This window comes from Porifericola rhodea, from assembly GCF_030506305.1.
In the GTDB taxonomy this organism is placed as follows: domain Bacteria; phylum Bacteroidota; class Bacteroidia; order Cytophagales; family Cyclobacteriaceae; genus Catalinimonas; species Catalinimonas rhodea.
Genome location: NZ_CP119421.1, coordinates 2,003,093 through 2,019,567, shown reverse-complemented (window position 1 = coordinate 2,019,567; position 16,475 = coordinate 2,003,093). Strand labels below are relative to the sequence as shown.

The window sequence follows — 16,475 nt, the reverse complement described above, 5'->3', positions numbered from 1 at the left end:
GAAAAGAATAACCCTGACACTACCTTCGCAGTGTTTTATAATTCCATGTTTGATGAAGAAGTATTTGTTTATATTTTTTGTAGCTGCACTTAGTTTTTCCTGCGAAGAAGACTCGTCCGAGTCTCCACAGATTGATACTAGCGTCAGCCTGACTGTTCCTGAAGTATCAAGTGTAGGACTTTACTCAGCAGGGGTAGAGAGTAGTATCACTTTTGAAGATGACGATCAGCTTTTAACCAAAGGCTTTGGCATTGCGTGGTCTACTTCTCCGGATCCAGTGCCGCACGATTCTATTCAGCAAACGTGGGAAAACAAAACGGCATCTGTTATTTCACAGTCGCCCTTTCCTATAGCTGATTACTCTTCTGATTTACAGCTTAATACTACTTATTATGTAAGGCCATACTTTGTGCATGCTAACAACACTGTGGTGTATGGAACCCAGGTTTCGTTCAACACCCTTTCTGGAGACGGCTGGCATACACTTACTAATTACCCTGGCGAGTTGGATCAGTGGCCGGTAGGCTTCGCTATTAACAATAAAATTTATGTAGGCCTGGGGTTAGAAAATAGCAGCAGTAAATCAACGGTTAATAATGAGTGGTGGGAGTACGACCTGAACACTAATGCCTGGTCGCAAAAAACTGATTTTCCAGGAAATGTCGGTATCCGTGCAACAGGTTTTAGTATTGGTAACAAAGGCTATGTGCTTTCCTCCAATAATGAAGAGGAGCCTGCCGCTTTTTGGGAGTATGATGCCCAGACAGACCGCTGGACTCGTAAGGCGGACCTACCCAGTATAGGCAGAAATAACCCTGCTGCTTTTGTGCTCAATAAGAAAGCTTACGTGCTAGGTGGTTTAACGGCTTTTGATCTACATGTTTGGGAGTTTGACCCAACAGCTACCTCAGAAGGAACAGACGAACATGGCAGTCCGATGGGCAGCTGGACTAAAAAAGATTATTATGAGGGAAAAAGCACTAATATCTTTCTTCCTAGCGTCTTTGTAATTAATGACAAGGCCTATATCCACAATATTTACACTACAAAAGATAGTAATGGCGCATTTGTTACCCAAAGTGAGCTTTGGAGCTATAATCCAGAAACAGGTATTTGGCTGGAGAAAGCTAATTTTCCCGGGGCAATACACCAAGACATGATTACTTTTACCATCAATGGCAAAGCTTATATGGGAGGCAACGGCATTTCTGATTTCTGGAAATATGAGCCCTCTTCTAATCAGTGGACGCCATTAAATAGTGCTAATCCTGCCGGGCATGAGCTAAGCTTCTCTGTAGGTGAAAAAGGCTACTATTTTTCGGAATACAATACTATTATTGAATATGTACCTTAACTCAATATTGCACTAATATCTTCTTTAGTTAGCTTTTTAACAAAGCTTTCTTCGGTAGAGATTAGTTCGGTAGCTAGTTTGAGTTTGTTTTGCTGTAGCTTCAATATCTTTTCTTCTACAGTATTTCGGCTTATAAATTTGTAAGTAAACACATTATTTTCCTGACCGATACGGTGTGCCCGGTCTATAGCCTGCTGCTCAATTGCAGGATTCCACCAAGGATCTAAGATAAAAACATAATCTGCTTTGGTTAGGTTGAGCCCTACTCCACCCGCACGTAGCGAGATAAGGAACAAGCGTAAAGAATCGTCATTCTGAAAGCGCTCCACCTGCTCCTTACGGTTTTTAGTGCTACCATCCAGATAGGCAAAAGGTATGTCCTTTTCTGTCAGCTGCTGACTGAGCAAGCTCAGGTGCTTAACAAACTGGCTAAATACCAGTATTTTGTGCCCTTCGCTAATAGCATTAAGTAGCATGTGCATCGTATCTTCTAACTTTCCTGAGCTGCCGCTATAGTTTTCATCCACCATTTTAGGATGATTTGCAATCTGCCTAAGTTTGGTTAAGCCCTGTAGCAAGAGCAACTGAGACTTGTTAATACCTTTTGTCTCTATCAGATTAAGTATTTCATTTCTATAAAACGACTTGGCCTCTTCGTAGCAGGCTTCCTGCTCCTCAGTCATAGAGCAGTACTGTACATTTTCTATTTTTTCGGGTAACTCTTTAGCCACCTGCCATTTTTGACGCCGTAGTATAAAGGGCTTAATAATAGAATAGAGCTTAGCGGTTTTGCTCAGGTCTCCTTTCTTTTCAATAGGCTGAACAAACTCATTTTTAAAGAAGGTTTGTGTACCTAGCAAGCCTGGGTTGATAAACGTCATCTGCGACCAAAGGTCTAGCGTACTGTTTTCGAGAGGGGTACCCGTCAGGATTAGCCTAAATTTTGAGTTAAGCTCCTGAACTGCCCGTGCTATATTAGAGTCAGGATTCTTAATAGCCTGCGACTCATCTAAGATTACATAATTAAAATAATAATCTTTGAGTATGTCAACATCCAGCCGTACAATCCCATAAGAGGTAAGTACCAGATCATAATCCTGAAACTGCTCTACATTTTTATCACGATTAGTACCGGTATAAATAAATACTTTGAGATCAGGTGTAAATTTGGCCGCTTCCATTTCCCAATTATAAATGAGGGAGGTAGGCATCACTAAAAGTGAAGTCTTAGCTGTGGCGTTTCCATTCTGATGGTTATGCTCTTTTAGCTTCTGAAGCATTGCCAGCGTTTGTACGGTTTTTCCAAGTCCCATATCATCAGCCAGACATCCTCCAAAATTATACGCATTCAGAAAGTTCATCCAGTTGTAGCCTGCTTTTTGGTAAGGGCGCAGCAAGCCATTAAAACCATCGGGTAGGGGCTGATCTTCTATACGGCTAAACTCGCGCAGCTTTTCCAGCTTACGATCCATCGTTACTTTAGCCAGGCTCCCACTCTGGAGGTCCTGCACCAGCGCCAGGTGATATTTTTTAAGTTGTACGCCTTCACCTTCTTCCGTATTTTTTTCTTCACTGAAAGCAAAAAGCTCCGAGTATTCTGTAAACCACACCTCAGGAATTACAGCAATTTCTCCATTGGGTAGCTTAAGCTCACGCTGTTTGTTCAGTATAAGCTCTCTAATTTGCTGGAAAGGTATTTCATAAGGTCCAAATTTTACTTTGGCATAAATATCAAACCAGTCTATGTTTTCTCTTACTTCTATATCTATGCTGGACTCCCCAATAAAATACTTTTTCTCGGTACCATTGTGCTGGCGCAGTACTATACCTTCTTCTTCCAGTATTTCTTTGTACTGGCTAATCCACTCAAAAGCCTTGCTTTTCTCGAGTACAGCTTTTGACTTACGAAATTCTATAGCTCTTTTCTGAAAAAACTGTAGCACTTCCTGCTCTCTCTGGCAGTCGCGCACTATTCTTCTGAAGGTATAATCATCCTTTTCTTTTTCTACCACTACGCTTACAGAATCATCCTGCGTACTTTTGAAGGTGTTCTCTCCGTAAGAGAAGGATAGCTCAAAGCAGATTTTATCAGACTCTTCAAGTTCGTTTTTTGAGCCATTTCTACCTGCATCTACCAGTTCAGGCTGGCTGTGGTAAAGCTCATAAAAATTAAGCTGAGGTATAGGTCTGAAGCGTTCGGTCTGAATATCGAAACCCTTAGCGTATACATCAAATGAAGCTACCAGCGGGGCCACAAACTTTCGGTAGTAGGAGTCTTCTACCTTCCGGGGGATCATGATAAACTTTTTCTTAAGAAAAGGCTGTAGCTTATTGCCATCCACATCTTTCTTAAAACTATAAAGTTTATTGTTTAGCACCATCCAGGCAGGCTGCTTACACACGATGTAGGCATCTTTATACTGAAAGTCTACTTTTTCGCCATTGTGTTTAATGGTAGGAAAGTAATGTGTGTTATCATCATTTCTTCTAAAGTGGAAAAGCACCGTAGCCTTTTCGTCCAGCACGTCAATTTCATTGCCTACCGGCTCACCATCATTACTCATCTCAAATAGGCGTTTGCCTTTGAGCAAAGGCAGTATCTTCGCACGTTTGTCCTCTAAATACTCATCTATATCCTGACGTATCTGCTGGTTTTTTTCATTGCTACCCTCGTAGATTTTGTAAAAAAACTCATGCGTCTTGATCTTTTTCTTATGGTACTTATTGATGACTACCTCCTGCTGCATCACATCCATCAGGCGGATCAGCTCATAGTCTTCCTCGGAAAGCTCACTGGCAAACTCGTGTGCGTTTTTAGAAGATATGTTCTGGTGTTCAAAAGTAAACCCTCCCTGCTCATCCAGCTGTACCGCAAAGGACTCAAATAAGTAGCCCAGGTATTCGTGCAGATAGAGTGAGTATATGATTTTAAATGGTCTTTCGGTGGATACTTTCATACAAAAAAGTGGCCAAGGTTGATAGCAAACAAACGGTAAAAGTACGCATGCACTTTTACTTAATTTATAAATCTACAAAAAATCTTTGACTTCTGTACGAGCAGCGATGCTTGCCGGACGATATGATGCTAAAAAAGTAATAATTGTAATACTTATCGCTGTATAGAAGAAATCTGTGAACTGCATCTTTACCGGGTAGGCATCTACAATAGCAGTTTGCATACCCATGGATATGAGGCCAAAGGTTTGTTGAGCCCAACAGACTAACAGGCCGACGGTAAGGCCACTTACCGTACCGATAAAGGCGATAATGGCTCCTTCATAAAGAAAAATTGATCGTACAATTTTTTTGCTGGCTCCCATAGCAATAAGCATGGCAATATCTTTCTTTTTGTCAATAGCCAGCATGGAGAGTGAAAAGAAGATATTAAAAGAGGCTACTGCCAGAATAAAGGAAAAGGTAAGATATACGAATAGCTTTTCTATTTTGATGGCACGCAGCAGGCTCTCGTGCTGCTGGTCACTGTTTAGTACCTGCATACTATCGCCCAGCACTTCCTGCAACTGATCTTGTACTTTGCTTATTTTTATACCCTCTGCGGTTTTAATTTCCAGAGCGGTACGCTGCCCGGTATAGTCAAACAGGTTGGCAGCAAAATCTAGAGGGACAATAACGTAGTTCGCGTCAAACTGCTTTTCTATGGCAAATACCCCTCCGGGCATTATATTTCGTCTTTTGAAGTAGCGCGTCATTGGGTCAGGGTTAAATCCTGACTCTCGTTCTCGCTTGGGGCTATAAATCTGAAGGGCATAAAAATCGTTAGTGGGCGAGACAGAGAGGGTATACTGCACGCCACGACCCAGTATGGCAAAGTTTTTTCCATCTTTTTCCAGTGCCAGCTCACCATGCACCATGGCCTTGTCCAGGCGGCCCTGCTCTACAAAGTTGCCGCTTACACCTTTGAGTTTAACTACCATCTGTGCACCCTGGTAACGCACCAGTGCATTGTCTTCAATTACTTCAGTAACCAGAGCTATGCCTTCCAGATTTTGAATGGCTTGTATTAAAGAATCACTCACGCTGAAAGATTTACCTTCAGAGGGTATTACTTTGATTTCGGGATCAAAGGTGTTGTACGACTCACGGATAAGATTTTCTAAACCATTAAATACAGAAAGCACAATAACCAGAGCCATCGTGCCAATCGCCACCCCTACCATTGAGATGTTAGATATGACCTGTATAAAGTTCTTCTTCTTCTTGGAGCGAAAATACCGTCTCGCAATCAGTAATGACAGGTTCAATACTTATTCTACTCTTGGTTAAACATTAATCATCCCTATTGTCTGCATTCTCGTCATCTTCAGGCGGAATATCCAGTTCAGACAATATTTTATCTATACGTGCGGCATGGTCAGCGCTTTCGTCCAGGAGGAAGATCAGTTCCGGAACAACCCGTACCTGCTTACCTATACGATTACCCAGCTGGCGGCGAACCTCTCCTTTTTTCATATTGATGGTATCCAGCAGTTCCTGCTGCTGATTACTCAACATAAAACTCAGGTATATTTTTGCCACACTCAGGTCGGCACTCATGCTCACATTAGTTACGGTAATAAAGGTAGAGGAAGAACCTACCAAAGATGCCGCATTTCGTTGAAATATTTCGCTCAGGTCTTTCTGGATCAGACTTGAGAATTGCTTCTGCCGTTTGCTCTCTTTCATATCTCTGCCAAATTACGTCTAATTATGATAAATTGTTGCTAATTTTATAAATTAGTACAGATCATTGCGAATACCAAAGTGTATTACTTTTTTTGCCAGCGGCACTTAAGTTCCTTCAACAGCTTAAACTCTAGACCCTTTGCTAAGCTATTTCCGAGTAAATGACCCCTTCCGTATGTTGGGGGTATTTGTATTGCTGATTCTTATCAGACTACCTTTTCTTTTTGCTGATACCCCACTAAGCATTGCCGAACTCAACTGGATGCTGGTAGGCGAAAAAATTTCTGAAGGTCATAGTTTATATGTAGGTGTCTGGGATAATATAGGCCCATTGGCAGCTCTGTGTTATGCTTTAATAGAGCTAATATTTAACCGTAGCCAAACGGTATATGTTTTACTGGCTATGCTGCTTACTACTTACCAAAGTCTGGTATTTAACAATTTTCTGATTACTAAAAAAGCGTTTAACGAGAACACCTATGTCCCTGCTTTTGCTTACATTATCCTAAGCAGCTTTTCTTTTGACTTTTTTGTGCTTTCTCCTGTACTTATCGCGCTTACCTGGATACTGCTGGCACTCAGAAATGTTTTTTACAGGGTAGAAAGCCGTTCTCAAGACAACCGAATTCTTAGTACAGGTATTTACATTGGCCTGGCAGCTCTCTGTTACTTACCCAGTATTATCTTTTTGCTGTCTACTATTATGGCTTATATGCTATTTGCCAATGTCTCTATACGTCGTCATTTGTTGCTACTCTATGGTACCGCACTTCCTCTCCTTATAGCAAGCACCTATTTTTTTGTAGTGGACGGGCTGGACGGGTTTCTAGATCAGTACCTTCTAGCCTTTGAAACCTTGAGCCGTGATTTTTATGTTCACCCACTCTGGCTACTATATCTGAGCATTATTCCTCTCATATTTTTGATACTCTCTCTGTACAAAGTTGGACAAATACGTCGCTTTACTAACCAGCAGAGCAAGTTACAGCAAATTATGCTTATTAAAGTAGTGGCTACTGTAGCGACGCTATTTTTTGTTAATGAACTTTCTCCGTACCACCTGTTACCACTGGTGCCCTCTATTGCATTTTTTGTAACCCACTACCTGCTTTCTATTCGCAGATTCATTTTTGCAGAGCTTACTACTGTTTTATTTGCTGTGCTGGTAGTGCTAAATGCCTATGCTTTTTTATATGGATATTTTGCTTTAGGACGTATTTTCAATACCCCAGAGCTTATGGTGCAAGAGACTGCATATGACGAACTAGTGAAAGGGAAAGAAGTGCTGGTGCTGGGTGATCAGCTGAGTATCTACCGTGAAGCGAAGATGGCTACTCCCTATCTGGACTGGCAGCTTTCAAAACAACTTTTGGCGGCCACCGGTTACTTTGAGAACTTAACCAGAATTTACCACAGCTTTAATGAGAATATGCCCGTGGTGATAATAGACCTGGAAAGTCTAATGCCCGACCTACAGCAGCGGATTCCTTTGCTGGAAACCTCGTACCAACTACAGGCCGGAAGTAATAATATTTATATTCTGAATGAAGATACAGACTAGCAAGAGATTTTAGACACTCTTCTTCCGTGTCTTCCTCCTTCAAAATCTGTTTTCAGAAAAGTATCAGTCATCTGAAGCGCCAGCTCTTCGCTTACAAATCGTTCCGGCACACATAATACATTCGCATTGTTGTGTTGGCGCGCAAGCGCAGCCAGTTCGTCAGTCCAGCAAATAGCCGCTCTTATACCTGCATGTTTATTGGCACTCATGGCTACGCCATTGCCGCTTCCACACACCAATATCCCTAATTCGCATGAGCCATCTTCTACAGCCTCAGCCAATGGGTGAGCAAAGTCTGGATAGTCTACCGAGTCTGGAGAGTTGGTACCAAAGTCCTTTACGGTATAGCCTTGCTGCTCAAGATGGGCTTTTATTTTTTGCTTATGATTAAAGCCTGCATGATCTGAACCTATTGCTATTACAGAGTCGGCCATTGTATGTATTTTTCTTAATATATCTAGAAATGAAGAGCATTGCCCCGTAGAGCAATGCTCTATTTAATTTATCCATTCTCCTCTTCTAGCGTTGCCTGCTTTTTGGCCTCTTTACGCACTACCATTTTGGAGATATAAATACTTGCCTGGTAGAGCAGTAATAGAGGTAAAGTTACCAATAACTGAGTGATAGGGTCTGGCGGAGTTACCAGTGCCGCAATAATCAGTATGACTACAATAGCATGTTTTCTATACTTTACCAGAGCAGAAGGGGTAATAATACCCGCTTTTGACAGGAAGTACACCACTATAGGTAACTGAAACAAAAGTCCGCAGGCCAATACTAGTGTTACTAGTATAGACACATACGAGGTTATATCAAATTCATTAAGAATAGATGGGTCTACCTGATAGTTACCCAGAAAGTTAACGGAGATAGGCGTAACGATATAGTAACCAAAGAGCACTCCCAGCATAAAGAGCAGACTTACAAAAAATACTGCTCCACGGCTTAGTTTGCGCTCATTATCGTATAAGCCAGGGCTTACAAAGCGCCAGATTTCCCAGAAAACATAAGGGAAAGAGGCGATAAGCCCAATTACTGCAGAAGAAACAATATGCATAGAAAACTGCCCTGTCATCTTACGGCTTTGGATGATGAATGGCATTTCATCAAAACAAAAGGCATCTGAACCTATAGACGAGCTTACTTTGCAAAACATCCGGAAAGTCCAGAAGTCGACCTTGGTAGGGCCAAGAATTAACAAGCCCCATACGAAGTCACGCATAATAAACGCTACCACACCAAAGACAATAATGGCACCCAGCGAACGTATAATATGCCAGCGCAACTCTTCCAGATGGTCCAGAAAAGACATCTGTTCGCCTTCGTTGTATGGGTCATAAGGATGCACGGCATCCTCTCTTCTTTCCTCTAAGCCATTATCATGATGTTGCTGATCCAGCTTATTGTTTTCCGGATTTTGATTCTCTGAATTATCCACTTACTTTTTCTAAACTATCGTATAAAGGAAAACGCTCCATTAAGTTATTTACCTCCTGCTTCACTTTAGCAATCTTGCTCTCATCATCAGGATTACTTAATACTACGTCAATAAACTCAACAATGGATTCCATTTCGGCCTCTTTCATTCCTCTGGTAGTTACTGCAGCGGTACCTGTACGTATACCTGAGGTTACAAAAGGAGACTTATCATCAAAAGGAACCATATTTTTGTTCACGGTAACATCAGCCAGACCGAGTACACCTTCAGCTTTTTTTCCGGTAATATCTTTTGAGCGCAGATCTATTAGCATCTCGTGGTTGTCTGTGCCGCCAGAGATTACATGATAACCTTTTTCTATAAATGCTTTGGCCATAACCTTCGCATTTTTTGCTACCTGCACTACATACTCCATAAACTCATCAGATAGCGCCTCTTTAAAAGCTACTGCCTTAGCGGCAATCACATGCTCCAGAGGGCCACCTTGCGTACCAGGGAACACAGCCATATCTACCAGCGCAGACATAGGGCGGATGTTGCCTTTAAGTTTTACGCCAAATGGGTTGTCGAAATCCTGCCCCATCATAATAAGACCACCACGGGGGCCTCTTAATGTTTTGTGGGTAGTAGTAGTTACAAAGTGGCAATGAGGAAGCGGATCGTTTAGCAGTCCGCGAGCTATCATAGCAGCAGGGTGAGAAATATCTGCCAGTAAGAAAGCATCAATTTTATCAGCAATAGTTCTAAGCCTTTCGTAGTCCCAATCGCGGCTGTAGGCAGAGGCACCACAAATAATCAACTTAGGTTTTTCTTCCAGAGCTTTGGCTTCAACCTTATCCCAGTCTATAAGTCCGCTTTCTTTTTCTACTCCGTAGAAGTGTGCTTCATACAATTTACCGGAAAAGTTTACCGGTGAGCCGTGCGTAAGGTGACCACCATGCGAAAGGTCAAAGCCTAATATTTTGTCGCCAGGCTTAAGTATCGCCAGCATTACCGCCGCATTGGCTTGTGCTCCAGAGTGGGGTTGAACATTAGCCCAGGTAGCACCAAAAAGTTCTTTTGCCCTGTCTATAGCTAGCTGTTCAATTTTGTCTACCACCTCACAGCCTCCGTAATAGCGCTTGCCGGGTAGGCCTTCCGCATACTTGTTGGTAAGTACGCTTCCCATAGCTTCCATTACCTGGAGTGAAGTAAAGTTTTCTGAGGCAATCAGCTCTATTCCACGCTGTTGTCTTGATTTCTCTTCCTGAATCAGATCGAAAATTTCCTGGTCTCTTTGCATAAATTACTGTGCTTATAATGCATCAAAATTACATGAAGTGGCAGACATTCACAATGCTTAATGAAGATACCCTGGGATAAGTTCCGCAAAAGGTCTGCGCTCCAAAAATAGGGCTTTTGCCGAAAAGGGCAGTAGATGTAAGAGGCTTTCTTTTTGGTTTGAGGTGGATTAAGCGTAGCTTTAGGCTTTTAAAAGCACTACACCATCATTTTAACGCTATGAGCAAGATCACCTTAGATGAACTGAGGATAAAAATTGACCAGATTGACAATCAGTTGCTCAAACTCCTCAATGAGCGTATGGAGGTGGTACGACAGGTGGGTGAGCTTAAGCGCTCTACCAATGCCATTATCTACCGCCCCGAGCGTGAAAAAGCTATACTGGACCGACTAAACAAGCAAAACAATGGCATGCTTAATGCCCAGGCGATAGAGGCTATCTTTTTAGAAATTTTTGCGGTAAGCCGTAATATTGAGCTGCCCGAACGTATAGCTTACCTGGGGCCTACCGGCAGTTTCTCTCATCAGGCCGCAGAAAGCCGCTTTGGAGCTATGAGCGAATACATGTCTATCGGTAGTATTAAAGCTATTTTTGAGACACTCAATACCGGTATGGCTCGCTTTGGCGTAGTGCCTATAGAAAATAATCAGGAAGGCATGGTACCCGAAACTGCCGACTGCCTGGCTAAGCACGACCTACATATTGTAGCAGAGGTGCCCATGGCCATTCATTTTGCCTTTGCCAGCAAAACGGATCACCTGCATAAGATCAAAAGAATCTACTCTAAAGATATTGCTTTCCGCCAGTGCCGTAACTTTATAGAAAATGTCGTGAATAACCCTGAGGTAGAGCTTATACCGGTAGAATCTACATCTAAAGCAGCTCGCATGGCCTTTAGTGAGCCGGAAAGCGCTGCTATTTGCTCTCATATTGCAGCACAGGATCATCAGGTACCTATACTTTTTGAGAATATAGAAGACTCCGGCGACAACCAGACCCGCTTCTTTATCCTTAGCAAAGACTTTGTTAACCAGCCTAGCGGCAATGATAAAACTTCTATACTGGCAAAGCTGGCACATTCTGACGAGCCCGGAAGCCTAGCGCATTTTTTACAGGAGTTTGACAAGGAAGGTATTAACATGACCAAAATTGAGAGCCGCCCTGCCAAAAAGGGGAAAAGCTTCCAGTACTGGTTTTTCATAGATTTTGAAGGCCATTTCCATGATGAAAAAGTACAGCGCGTCATGAAGAAGTTTAAAAAAGAAGTAAAATGGCTGGGCAGCTATGTTAAATTAATTTAGGCCGAACATTATGCATTTAGCCTTCGTTCTACAGCTAGCATTTTGAATAATAGCTTCTTATGAATAAGCCTCATGATAAAGTGGGAGTGCTGCTGGTAAATTTAGGTACTCCCAATAGCCCAAAAACCGGAGACGTACGCCGCTACCTCCGAGAATTTTTAATGGATAAGCGTGTGGTAGACTATCCACTTATTCCTCGCTGGATGTTGGTAAACCTGATCATTGCTCCCTTTAGAGCACCCAAGTCTGCCAAGGAATACAAGAAACTTTGGGAAGACCGTGGCTCGCCCCTCAAATTTTATGGTGAAGACGTTACCCAACTGCTACAAGATAGCCTGGGAAGCCGGTATGTGGTTAAGCTGGCTATGCGCTACCAGCAGCCCAGCATCAAAAACGTGTTAAAAGAACTACAGGAAGAAATGGTCAGTAGTATTATCTGCATCCCTTTATTTCCCCAGTATGCTTCTGCTACCAGTGGTTCCGTTATAGACAAGGTAATGGAGCTTACAAGAAACTGGCAGGTCATTCCTGAAATAAAATTTGTCAGCCAGTTTCCTGATCATCCACTTTTTATAGAGGCCCACGCAGAACGCGCCCGTAAGCTGCTGGATAAGCAGGATTATGATCATGTGGTCTTTAGCTACCATGGTGTTCCGGTTAGCCAGATCAAAAAAGCATCTTATGGCGACTATTGTCAGGTAGGGAGCTGCTGTAACAAATATCATAAAAAGAATCGCTACTGCTACCGCGCCCAATGCTATCAGACTTCAAGAGTGTTAGCGGATAAGCTAGGTATACCGGAAGAGAAATACACAGTTTCTTTTCAGTCAAGGTTAGGGCCAGTGCCGTGGATAAAACCTTATACCGACCAGGTTCTAGAGGAACTTGCCAATGAGGGCAAGAAAAAAGTGTTAGCACTCTCACCGGCCTTTGTCGCCGACTGTCTGGAAACTACGCTAGAGGTAGGTGAAGAGTATAAGGAAGATTTTCTGGAAGCAGGCGGCGAAGTGTGGGATCTGGTAGATAGCCTGAATGACCACCCTACCTGGATTGCCTGTTTGAAAGATCTGGTACAGCAGAATGATCCAACTTACTCGCTCCCAGAGGAAAAAAGCTCATTAGAGCAAACTTCGGACGAGCTTAATGGTTCTATAAACAGACAGAAGCTGTAATAGCTAAATGTTTGGTTTTGGTTAATTAAGAGACACGTAGCAAGGCTGCTACGTGTCTTTTTTATTAGTTTGAAAAAATTTTGATTCATGATACAGTACAATCAGACTATAAATATTGAGGTAAGTGTGGAAGGAGAGTGGCTTAGCTGGATGAAAGAGGAGCAAATTCCTGACATATTGGCTACGGGCATGTTTGTGAATGCACGTATATTTCGCCTTTTAGAAGTGGAAGAGTCGGAGGGCACAGCTACTTATGCTTTACAGCTAATGGCAGAAACTAAAGAGCATTTAGATATTTTTCAACTGAAATACGAACCTGCCCTGGACGCAGGATACGCAAAACGTTATGGCAACAAAAGTGTAAGTTTCCGTACTTTGATGAAAGAGGCATAGCAAAAGGGTACACAAAAAAAGGCGTACAGGTTATCTACACAAACATGTAAGAAACTGTACGCCTACAAGAATCTAATTAGATTAAACTATTGCTTCTCTAACGGCACATAATTGTCAATTTGCTCTTTGACCAAACGACAGGTAAGCCACTCTTTAGGAATATCAGCCCCTAAAGATTTGTAGAATTGAATAGCGGGTTCATTCCAATCTAACACCTGCCAAACTACACGATAGCAATTACTCTCTTTTGCTTTCATAATAATAGCATCCAGTAGTCTTTTACCAAGGCCTTTGCCTCTTTCTGCCTGGGTTACAATCAAATCTTCCAGGTACAGGCATTTTCCTTTCCAGGTGGAATAGCTGTAGAAATAGAGGGCTAAGCCAATTATTTTATTGTTTTCAGAATTTTCTGCCACAAAAAACTCAAACACCGGCTGTGCTCCAAATCCATCCTCCTCTAACTGTGCTACCGTATTTTCAACCTCGTGGGGTTCTTTTTCGTACTCTGCCAGCTCGTTAATTAAGTCTAGCACCTGTGGTAAATCGGCTTTTACACCCTGACGAATAATTGTGCTCATATTATAGTAAACTTGATGAAAATGAAGCAGCAGCACTGCCAGTACCGCCGCAAATTACATACTTAGCGAAGTTTTTCAGGTATTTCGTTCATATTATAAAAGGTAAAGGCATATTTGTCTGCCCACTCTTCTATCTGCTTAGAGGTAGGTTTTCCTGCTCCGTGCCCCGCTTTAGTTTCAATACGAATAAGCACCGGGTTTTCACCTTCATGTTTTTCCTGTAGCGTAGCCGCGAATTTAAAAGAGTGCGCAGGTACTACCCTGTCGTCATGGTCTGCGGTAGTCACCAGCGTAGCTGGGTATTCTACGCCCTGCTTAATATTGTGCAATGGCGAGTACGCATACAAGTACTCAAACATTGCCTGGCTACTATCTGCTATGCCATAGTCCGGGGCCCAGCCTGCTCCGGCAGTAAACTGGTGGTAGCGCAGCATATCTAATACACCTACTGCCGGAAGTGCTACCTGGCAAAGGTCCGGGCGCTGAGTCATGGTGGCTCCTACTAACAACCCACCATTAGACCCTCCTGCAATGGCGAGCTTTTCTTTAGAAGTATAGCCTTCGTTTTTCAAATACTCTCCGGCAGCAATAAAATCATCAAACACATTCTGTTTCTGCATCTGTGTTCCTGCTTCGTGCCAGGCCTCTCCATACTCACCACCGCCTCTAAGATTGGGCATAGCAAATACGCCACCGTTTTCCAGCCAATACAGACGTGCCACGCTAAAGCCTGGCGTAAGGCTTACATTAAAACCACCATAGCCATACAGGTAGGTAGGGTTTTGTCCATCCATTTTTAAGCCCTTCCGATGTACAATAAACATAGGTACCTGCGTGCCATCTTTGCTCTCATAAAAAACCTGCTTGGTTTCATAATCATCAGGGTTAAAGTCTACTTCTGCCTGACGGAAGAGAGAAGACTCCCCGCTGGCAATATCGTAGGCGTAAATGCTGGTTGGGTAGGTAAAAGAAGTAAAGTAATAGAATAGTTTATCGTCTTCCTGAGTACCTTCAAAGCCTCCGGCACTGCCAATAGTAGGTAGAGCTACCTCTTTTTCCAGTTTACCCTGCAAATCGTACTGCTCTATTCTGGTTGCAGCATCTTTAAGATAATTAGCAAATATTTTACCTCCGGCAAAAGATACACTTTGTAGTACTTCCTCCTTTTCAGGAATCAGATCAGTCCAATTTTCAGGTTCAGGAGTAGCAGCATCCACCTTAATAATACGCTTATTAGGAGCATCCAGATTGGTCAGAATATACAGTTGCCCGTCTTTGCTATGCGCAATATAGTTGTCATGCTCAAAATCATCTATTATCTGAACAATATCCCCATCTGCTTCCAGATCCTTAACGTACAACTCATTACCACTGGTACCATTAGCTGCTGTAATGGACAGAAACCTGTTGTCTTCGGTAACATTTCCTCCTACATAGCGGCGGGGCGTCTGTTCGCCTCCAAAAACCAGTACGTCTTCGCTCTGGGGTGTCCCCAGTTTATGGTAGTATAGCTTATGATTCATATTCAGACCAGACAGGGCACTACCTTCTTCTGGTTTGTCATAGCTACTGTAAAAGAAGCCTTCGTTCCCTTTCCAGGAGATACCGCTAAACTTTACGTCTTTAAGCGTATCGCCTACCTGCTCTTTACTCTCTACATCCATAACAATGATTTTACGCCAGTCGGAACCAGACTCTGAGATAGAGTAGGCCAGTAGGGATCCATCTTTGGTAAAGCTGGTAGTACTTAAAGAAACTGTGCCATCATCAGAAAACTGATTGGGATCAAGAAACACCTCTGGTTCAGATTCCAGACTCTCCTGCACATATAGTACACTCTGGTTTTGCAGACCATCATTTTTAAAAAAGTAGTACTTGTCTCCTTTTTTAGACGGCGCAGAATACTTCTCATAATTCCATAGTTCGGTCAGACGCTCTTCTATTGACTTGCGAAAGGGAATATTCTCCAGATAGCTGCCTGTCACCTCGTTCTGGGCATTTACCCATGCTGCTGTTTCTTCTGAGCGATCATCTTCCAGCCAGCGATAGGGGTCGGCAACCTCTTTGCCAAAATAGGTATCGGTCTGTGCTACCTTTTGGGTAGTAGGGTACTGTAGCTTCATAGTTTCTTCATTTTTTGAACCTACACAGGCCAGCGTACCAAGGGCCAGCCCGGCACAAATTAGTTGGGTGTGTTTCATTGCAATAAAGATTACATTAAATGCTAAAGGTAAAGTTTTTAGCTATACCGAAACATAGGTTTTATCTTTTGATCCGCATAGGCTTGCTTTCAAAAGGGTATTTGGAAAAAGTTTCTACGCCCATAGCATCTTTATGGTATTTAGCTATACAATAGGGCTGATAAGCTGGTTCTACGGGTACTTCCAGGCTTACCTTGTCAGGCTTTTCTCCCGACTCAAGAAAGAAATAAACCTGAGTAACACCATATTTAGTGTGTGGCATAAGGCTCCCGTATTTTCGCATCTCCTGCCATAGAGTGTCTTTAATTTGAACGGCATAAACTCGCTGAACCGGGCCAGTATTATTCTCATTACGGACAAAAGCTATTTCGCGTGGCTCACCGTCCAGGTCGTCTACTCCGGGTTGGGTAGTACCTTCCAGCGTAAACCATACTGTCAAACCCAATACCAGCAAAGCAATTATGTATGGCAATTTAATCTTCATCTGCTCATAAATTGAGATACTCTTTCAA

Annotated in this window: 14 protein-coding genes; 5 read left to right on the top strand and 9 right to left on the bottom strand. The window is 42.6% G+C overall.

What is annotated here, in order from left to right; genetic code table 11:
- Nucleotides 1-52: 52 nt before the first annotated feature.
- Nucleotides 53-1,354 carry a Kelch repeat-containing protein gene (locus tag PZB74_RS08255; protein WP_302242061.1) on the top strand — a complete coding sequence of 434 codons (1,302 nt, stop codon included), beginning with the start codon at nucleotides 53-55 and terminating at the stop codon, nucleotides 1,352-1,354.
- Here PZB74_RS08255 and PZB74_RS08250 read toward each other — a convergent pair.
- From PZB74_RS08250 to rbfA, 3 genes are all read right to left on the bottom strand, one after another.
- Nucleotides 1,351-4,311 carry a DEAD/DEAH box helicase gene (locus PZB74_RS08250; RefSeq protein ID WP_302242060.1) on the bottom strand — a complete coding sequence of 987 codons (2,961 nt, stop codon included), beginning with the start codon at nucleotides 4,309-4,311 and terminating at the stop codon, nucleotides 1,351-1,353. The genes PZB74_RS08255 and PZB74_RS08250 overlap by 4 nt on opposite strands.
- Before the next feature lie 72 nt (nucleotides 4,312-4,383).
- Nucleotides 4,384-5,616, bottom strand: coding sequence for an FtsX-like permease family protein (locus PZB74_RS08245; RefSeq protein WP_302242059.1), 1,233 nt, complete (start codon nucleotides 5,614-5,616; stop codon nucleotides 4,384-4,386).
- 25 nt (nucleotides 5,617-5,641) lie between these two features.
- Nucleotides 5,642-6,037, bottom strand: a complete 396-nt coding sequence (gene rbfA, locus PZB74_RS08240; RefSeq protein ID WP_302242057.1) for a 30S ribosome-binding factor RbfA — start codon at nucleotides 6,035-6,037, stop codon at nucleotides 5,642-5,644.
- 139 nt (nucleotides 6,038-6,176) lie between these two features.
- Between rbfA and PZB74_RS08235 the strand changes: the two genes are divergently transcribed.
- The gene (locus PZB74_RS08235; protein ID WP_302242056.1) at nucleotides 6,177-7,598 is read left to right on the top strand and encodes a hypothetical protein; all 1,422 of its coding nucleotides are present in this window, start codon (nucleotides 6,177-6,179) and stop codon (nucleotides 7,596-7,598) included.
- Here PZB74_RS08235 and rpiB read toward each other — a convergent pair.
- The 3 genes from rpiB to glyA form a co-directional block, all read right to left on the bottom strand.
- A complete protein-coding gene (rpiB, locus tag PZB74_RS08230) occupies nucleotides 7,595-8,032 on the bottom strand; it encodes a ribose 5-phosphate isomerase B (RefSeq protein ID WP_302242054.1) in 438 nt (145 codons plus the stop codon). The genes PZB74_RS08235 and rpiB overlap by 4 nt on opposite strands.
- A gap of 68 nt (nucleotides 8,033-8,100) precedes the next feature.
- Nucleotides 8,101-8,910, bottom strand: a complete 810-nt coding sequence (tatC, locus tag PZB74_RS08225) for a twin-arginine translocase subunit TatC (protein WP_302242772.1) — start codon at nucleotides 8,908-8,910, stop codon at nucleotides 8,101-8,103.
- A gap of 118 nt (nucleotides 8,911-9,028) precedes the next feature.
- Nucleotides 9,029-10,318, bottom strand: a complete 1,290-nt coding sequence (gene glyA / locus PZB74_RS08220) for a serine hydroxymethyltransferase (protein ID WP_302242052.1) — start codon at nucleotides 10,316-10,318, stop codon at nucleotides 9,029-9,031.
- Nucleotides 10,319-10,545: 227 nt separating this feature from the next.
- On the opposite strand from glyA, the gene pheA reads away from it, so the two are divergent.
- The 3 genes from pheA (at nucleotide 10,546) to PZB74_RS08205 (ending at nucleotide 13,184) form a co-directional block, all read left to right on the top strand.
- On the top strand, nucleotides 10,546-11,619 hold the full coding sequence (pheA, locus tag PZB74_RS08215; protein ID WP_302242769.1) for a prephenate dehydratase: 1,074 nt from the start codon (nucleotides 10,546-10,548) through the stop codon (nucleotides 11,617-11,619).
- Nucleotides 11,620-11,678: 59 nt separating this feature from the next.
- A complete protein-coding gene (gene hemH / locus PZB74_RS08210) occupies nucleotides 11,679-12,791 on the top strand; it encodes a ferrochelatase (protein ID WP_302242051.1) in 1,113 nt (370 codons plus the stop codon).
- A gap of 87 nt (nucleotides 12,792-12,878) precedes the next feature.
- A complete protein-coding gene (locus tag PZB74_RS08205; protein WP_302242050.1) occupies nucleotides 12,879-13,184 on the top strand; it encodes a DUF4286 family protein in 306 nt (101 codons plus the stop codon).
- 86 nt (nucleotides 13,185-13,270) lie between these two features.
- On the opposite strand, the gene PZB74_RS08200 is transcribed toward PZB74_RS08205, so the two are convergent.
- The 3 genes from PZB74_RS08200 to PZB74_RS08190 form a co-directional block, all read right to left on the bottom strand.
- Nucleotides 13,271-13,762 (bottom strand): GNAT family N-acetyltransferase, encoded by a 492-nt coding sequence (locus PZB74_RS08200; RefSeq protein WP_302242047.1) that lies wholly within the window; start codon nucleotides 13,760-13,762, stop codon nucleotides 13,271-13,273.
- A 62-nt stretch (nucleotides 13,763-13,824) separates the two neighbouring features.
- Complete coding sequence (locus PZB74_RS08195; protein WP_302242044.1) at nucleotides 13,825-15,963, bottom strand: prolyl oligopeptidase family serine peptidase; 2,139 nt, start codon at nucleotides 15,961-15,963, stop codon at nucleotides 13,825-13,827.
- A 61-nt stretch (nucleotides 15,964-16,024) separates the two neighbouring features.
- Nucleotides 16,025-16,447: a hypothetical protein gene (locus PZB74_RS08190; protein WP_302242043.1), complete on the bottom strand. Its 423-nt coding sequence runs from the start codon at nucleotides 16,445-16,447 to the stop codon at nucleotides 16,025-16,027.
- Nucleotides 16,448-16,475: the final 28 nt, after the last annotated feature.

Bases quoted from the DNA above. Each gene is read 5' to 3' on its own strand.
- tatC (WP_302242772.1), bottom strand. From the start codon at position 8,910: ATGTCTTTTCTGGACCATCTGGAAGAGTTGCGCTGGCATATTATACGT.
- PZB74_RS08195 (WP_302242044.1), bottom strand. From the start codon at position 15,963: ATGAAACACACCCAACTAATTTGTGCCGGGCTGGCCCTTGGTACGCTG.
- PZB74_RS08200 (WP_302242047.1), bottom strand. From the start codon at position 13,762: ATGAGCACAATTATTCGTCAGGGTGTAAAAGCCGATTTACCACAGGTG.
- rpiB (WP_302242054.1), bottom strand. From the start codon at position 8,032: ATGGCCGACTCTGTAATAGCAATAGGTTCAGATCATGCAGGCTTTAAT.
- PZB74_RS08190 (WP_302242043.1), bottom strand. From the start codon at position 16,447: ATGAAGATTAAATTGCCATACATAATTGCTTTGCTGGTATTGGGTTTG.
- hemH (WP_302242051.1), top strand. From the start codon at position 11,679: ATGAATAAGCCTCATGATAAAGTGGGAGTGCTGCTGGTAAATTTAGGT.
- PZB74_RS08255 (WP_302242061.1), top strand. From the start codon at position 53: ATGAAGAAGTATTTGTTTATATTTTTTGTAGCTGCACTTAGTTTTTCC.
- PZB74_RS08205 (WP_302242050.1), top strand. From the start codon at position 12,879: ATGATACAGTACAATCAGACTATAAATATTGAGGTAAGTGTGGAAGGA.
- PZB74_RS08250 (WP_302242060.1), bottom strand. From the start codon at position 4,311: ATGAAAGTATCCACCGAAAGACCATTTAAAATCATATACTCACTCTAT.
- rbfA (WP_302242057.1), bottom strand. From the start codon at position 6,037: ATGAAAGAGAGCAAACGGCAGAAGCAATTCTCAAGTCTGATCCAGAAA.
- glyA (WP_302242052.1), bottom strand. From the start codon at position 10,318: ATGCAAAGAGACCAGGAAATTTTCGATCTGATTCAGGAAGAGAAATCA.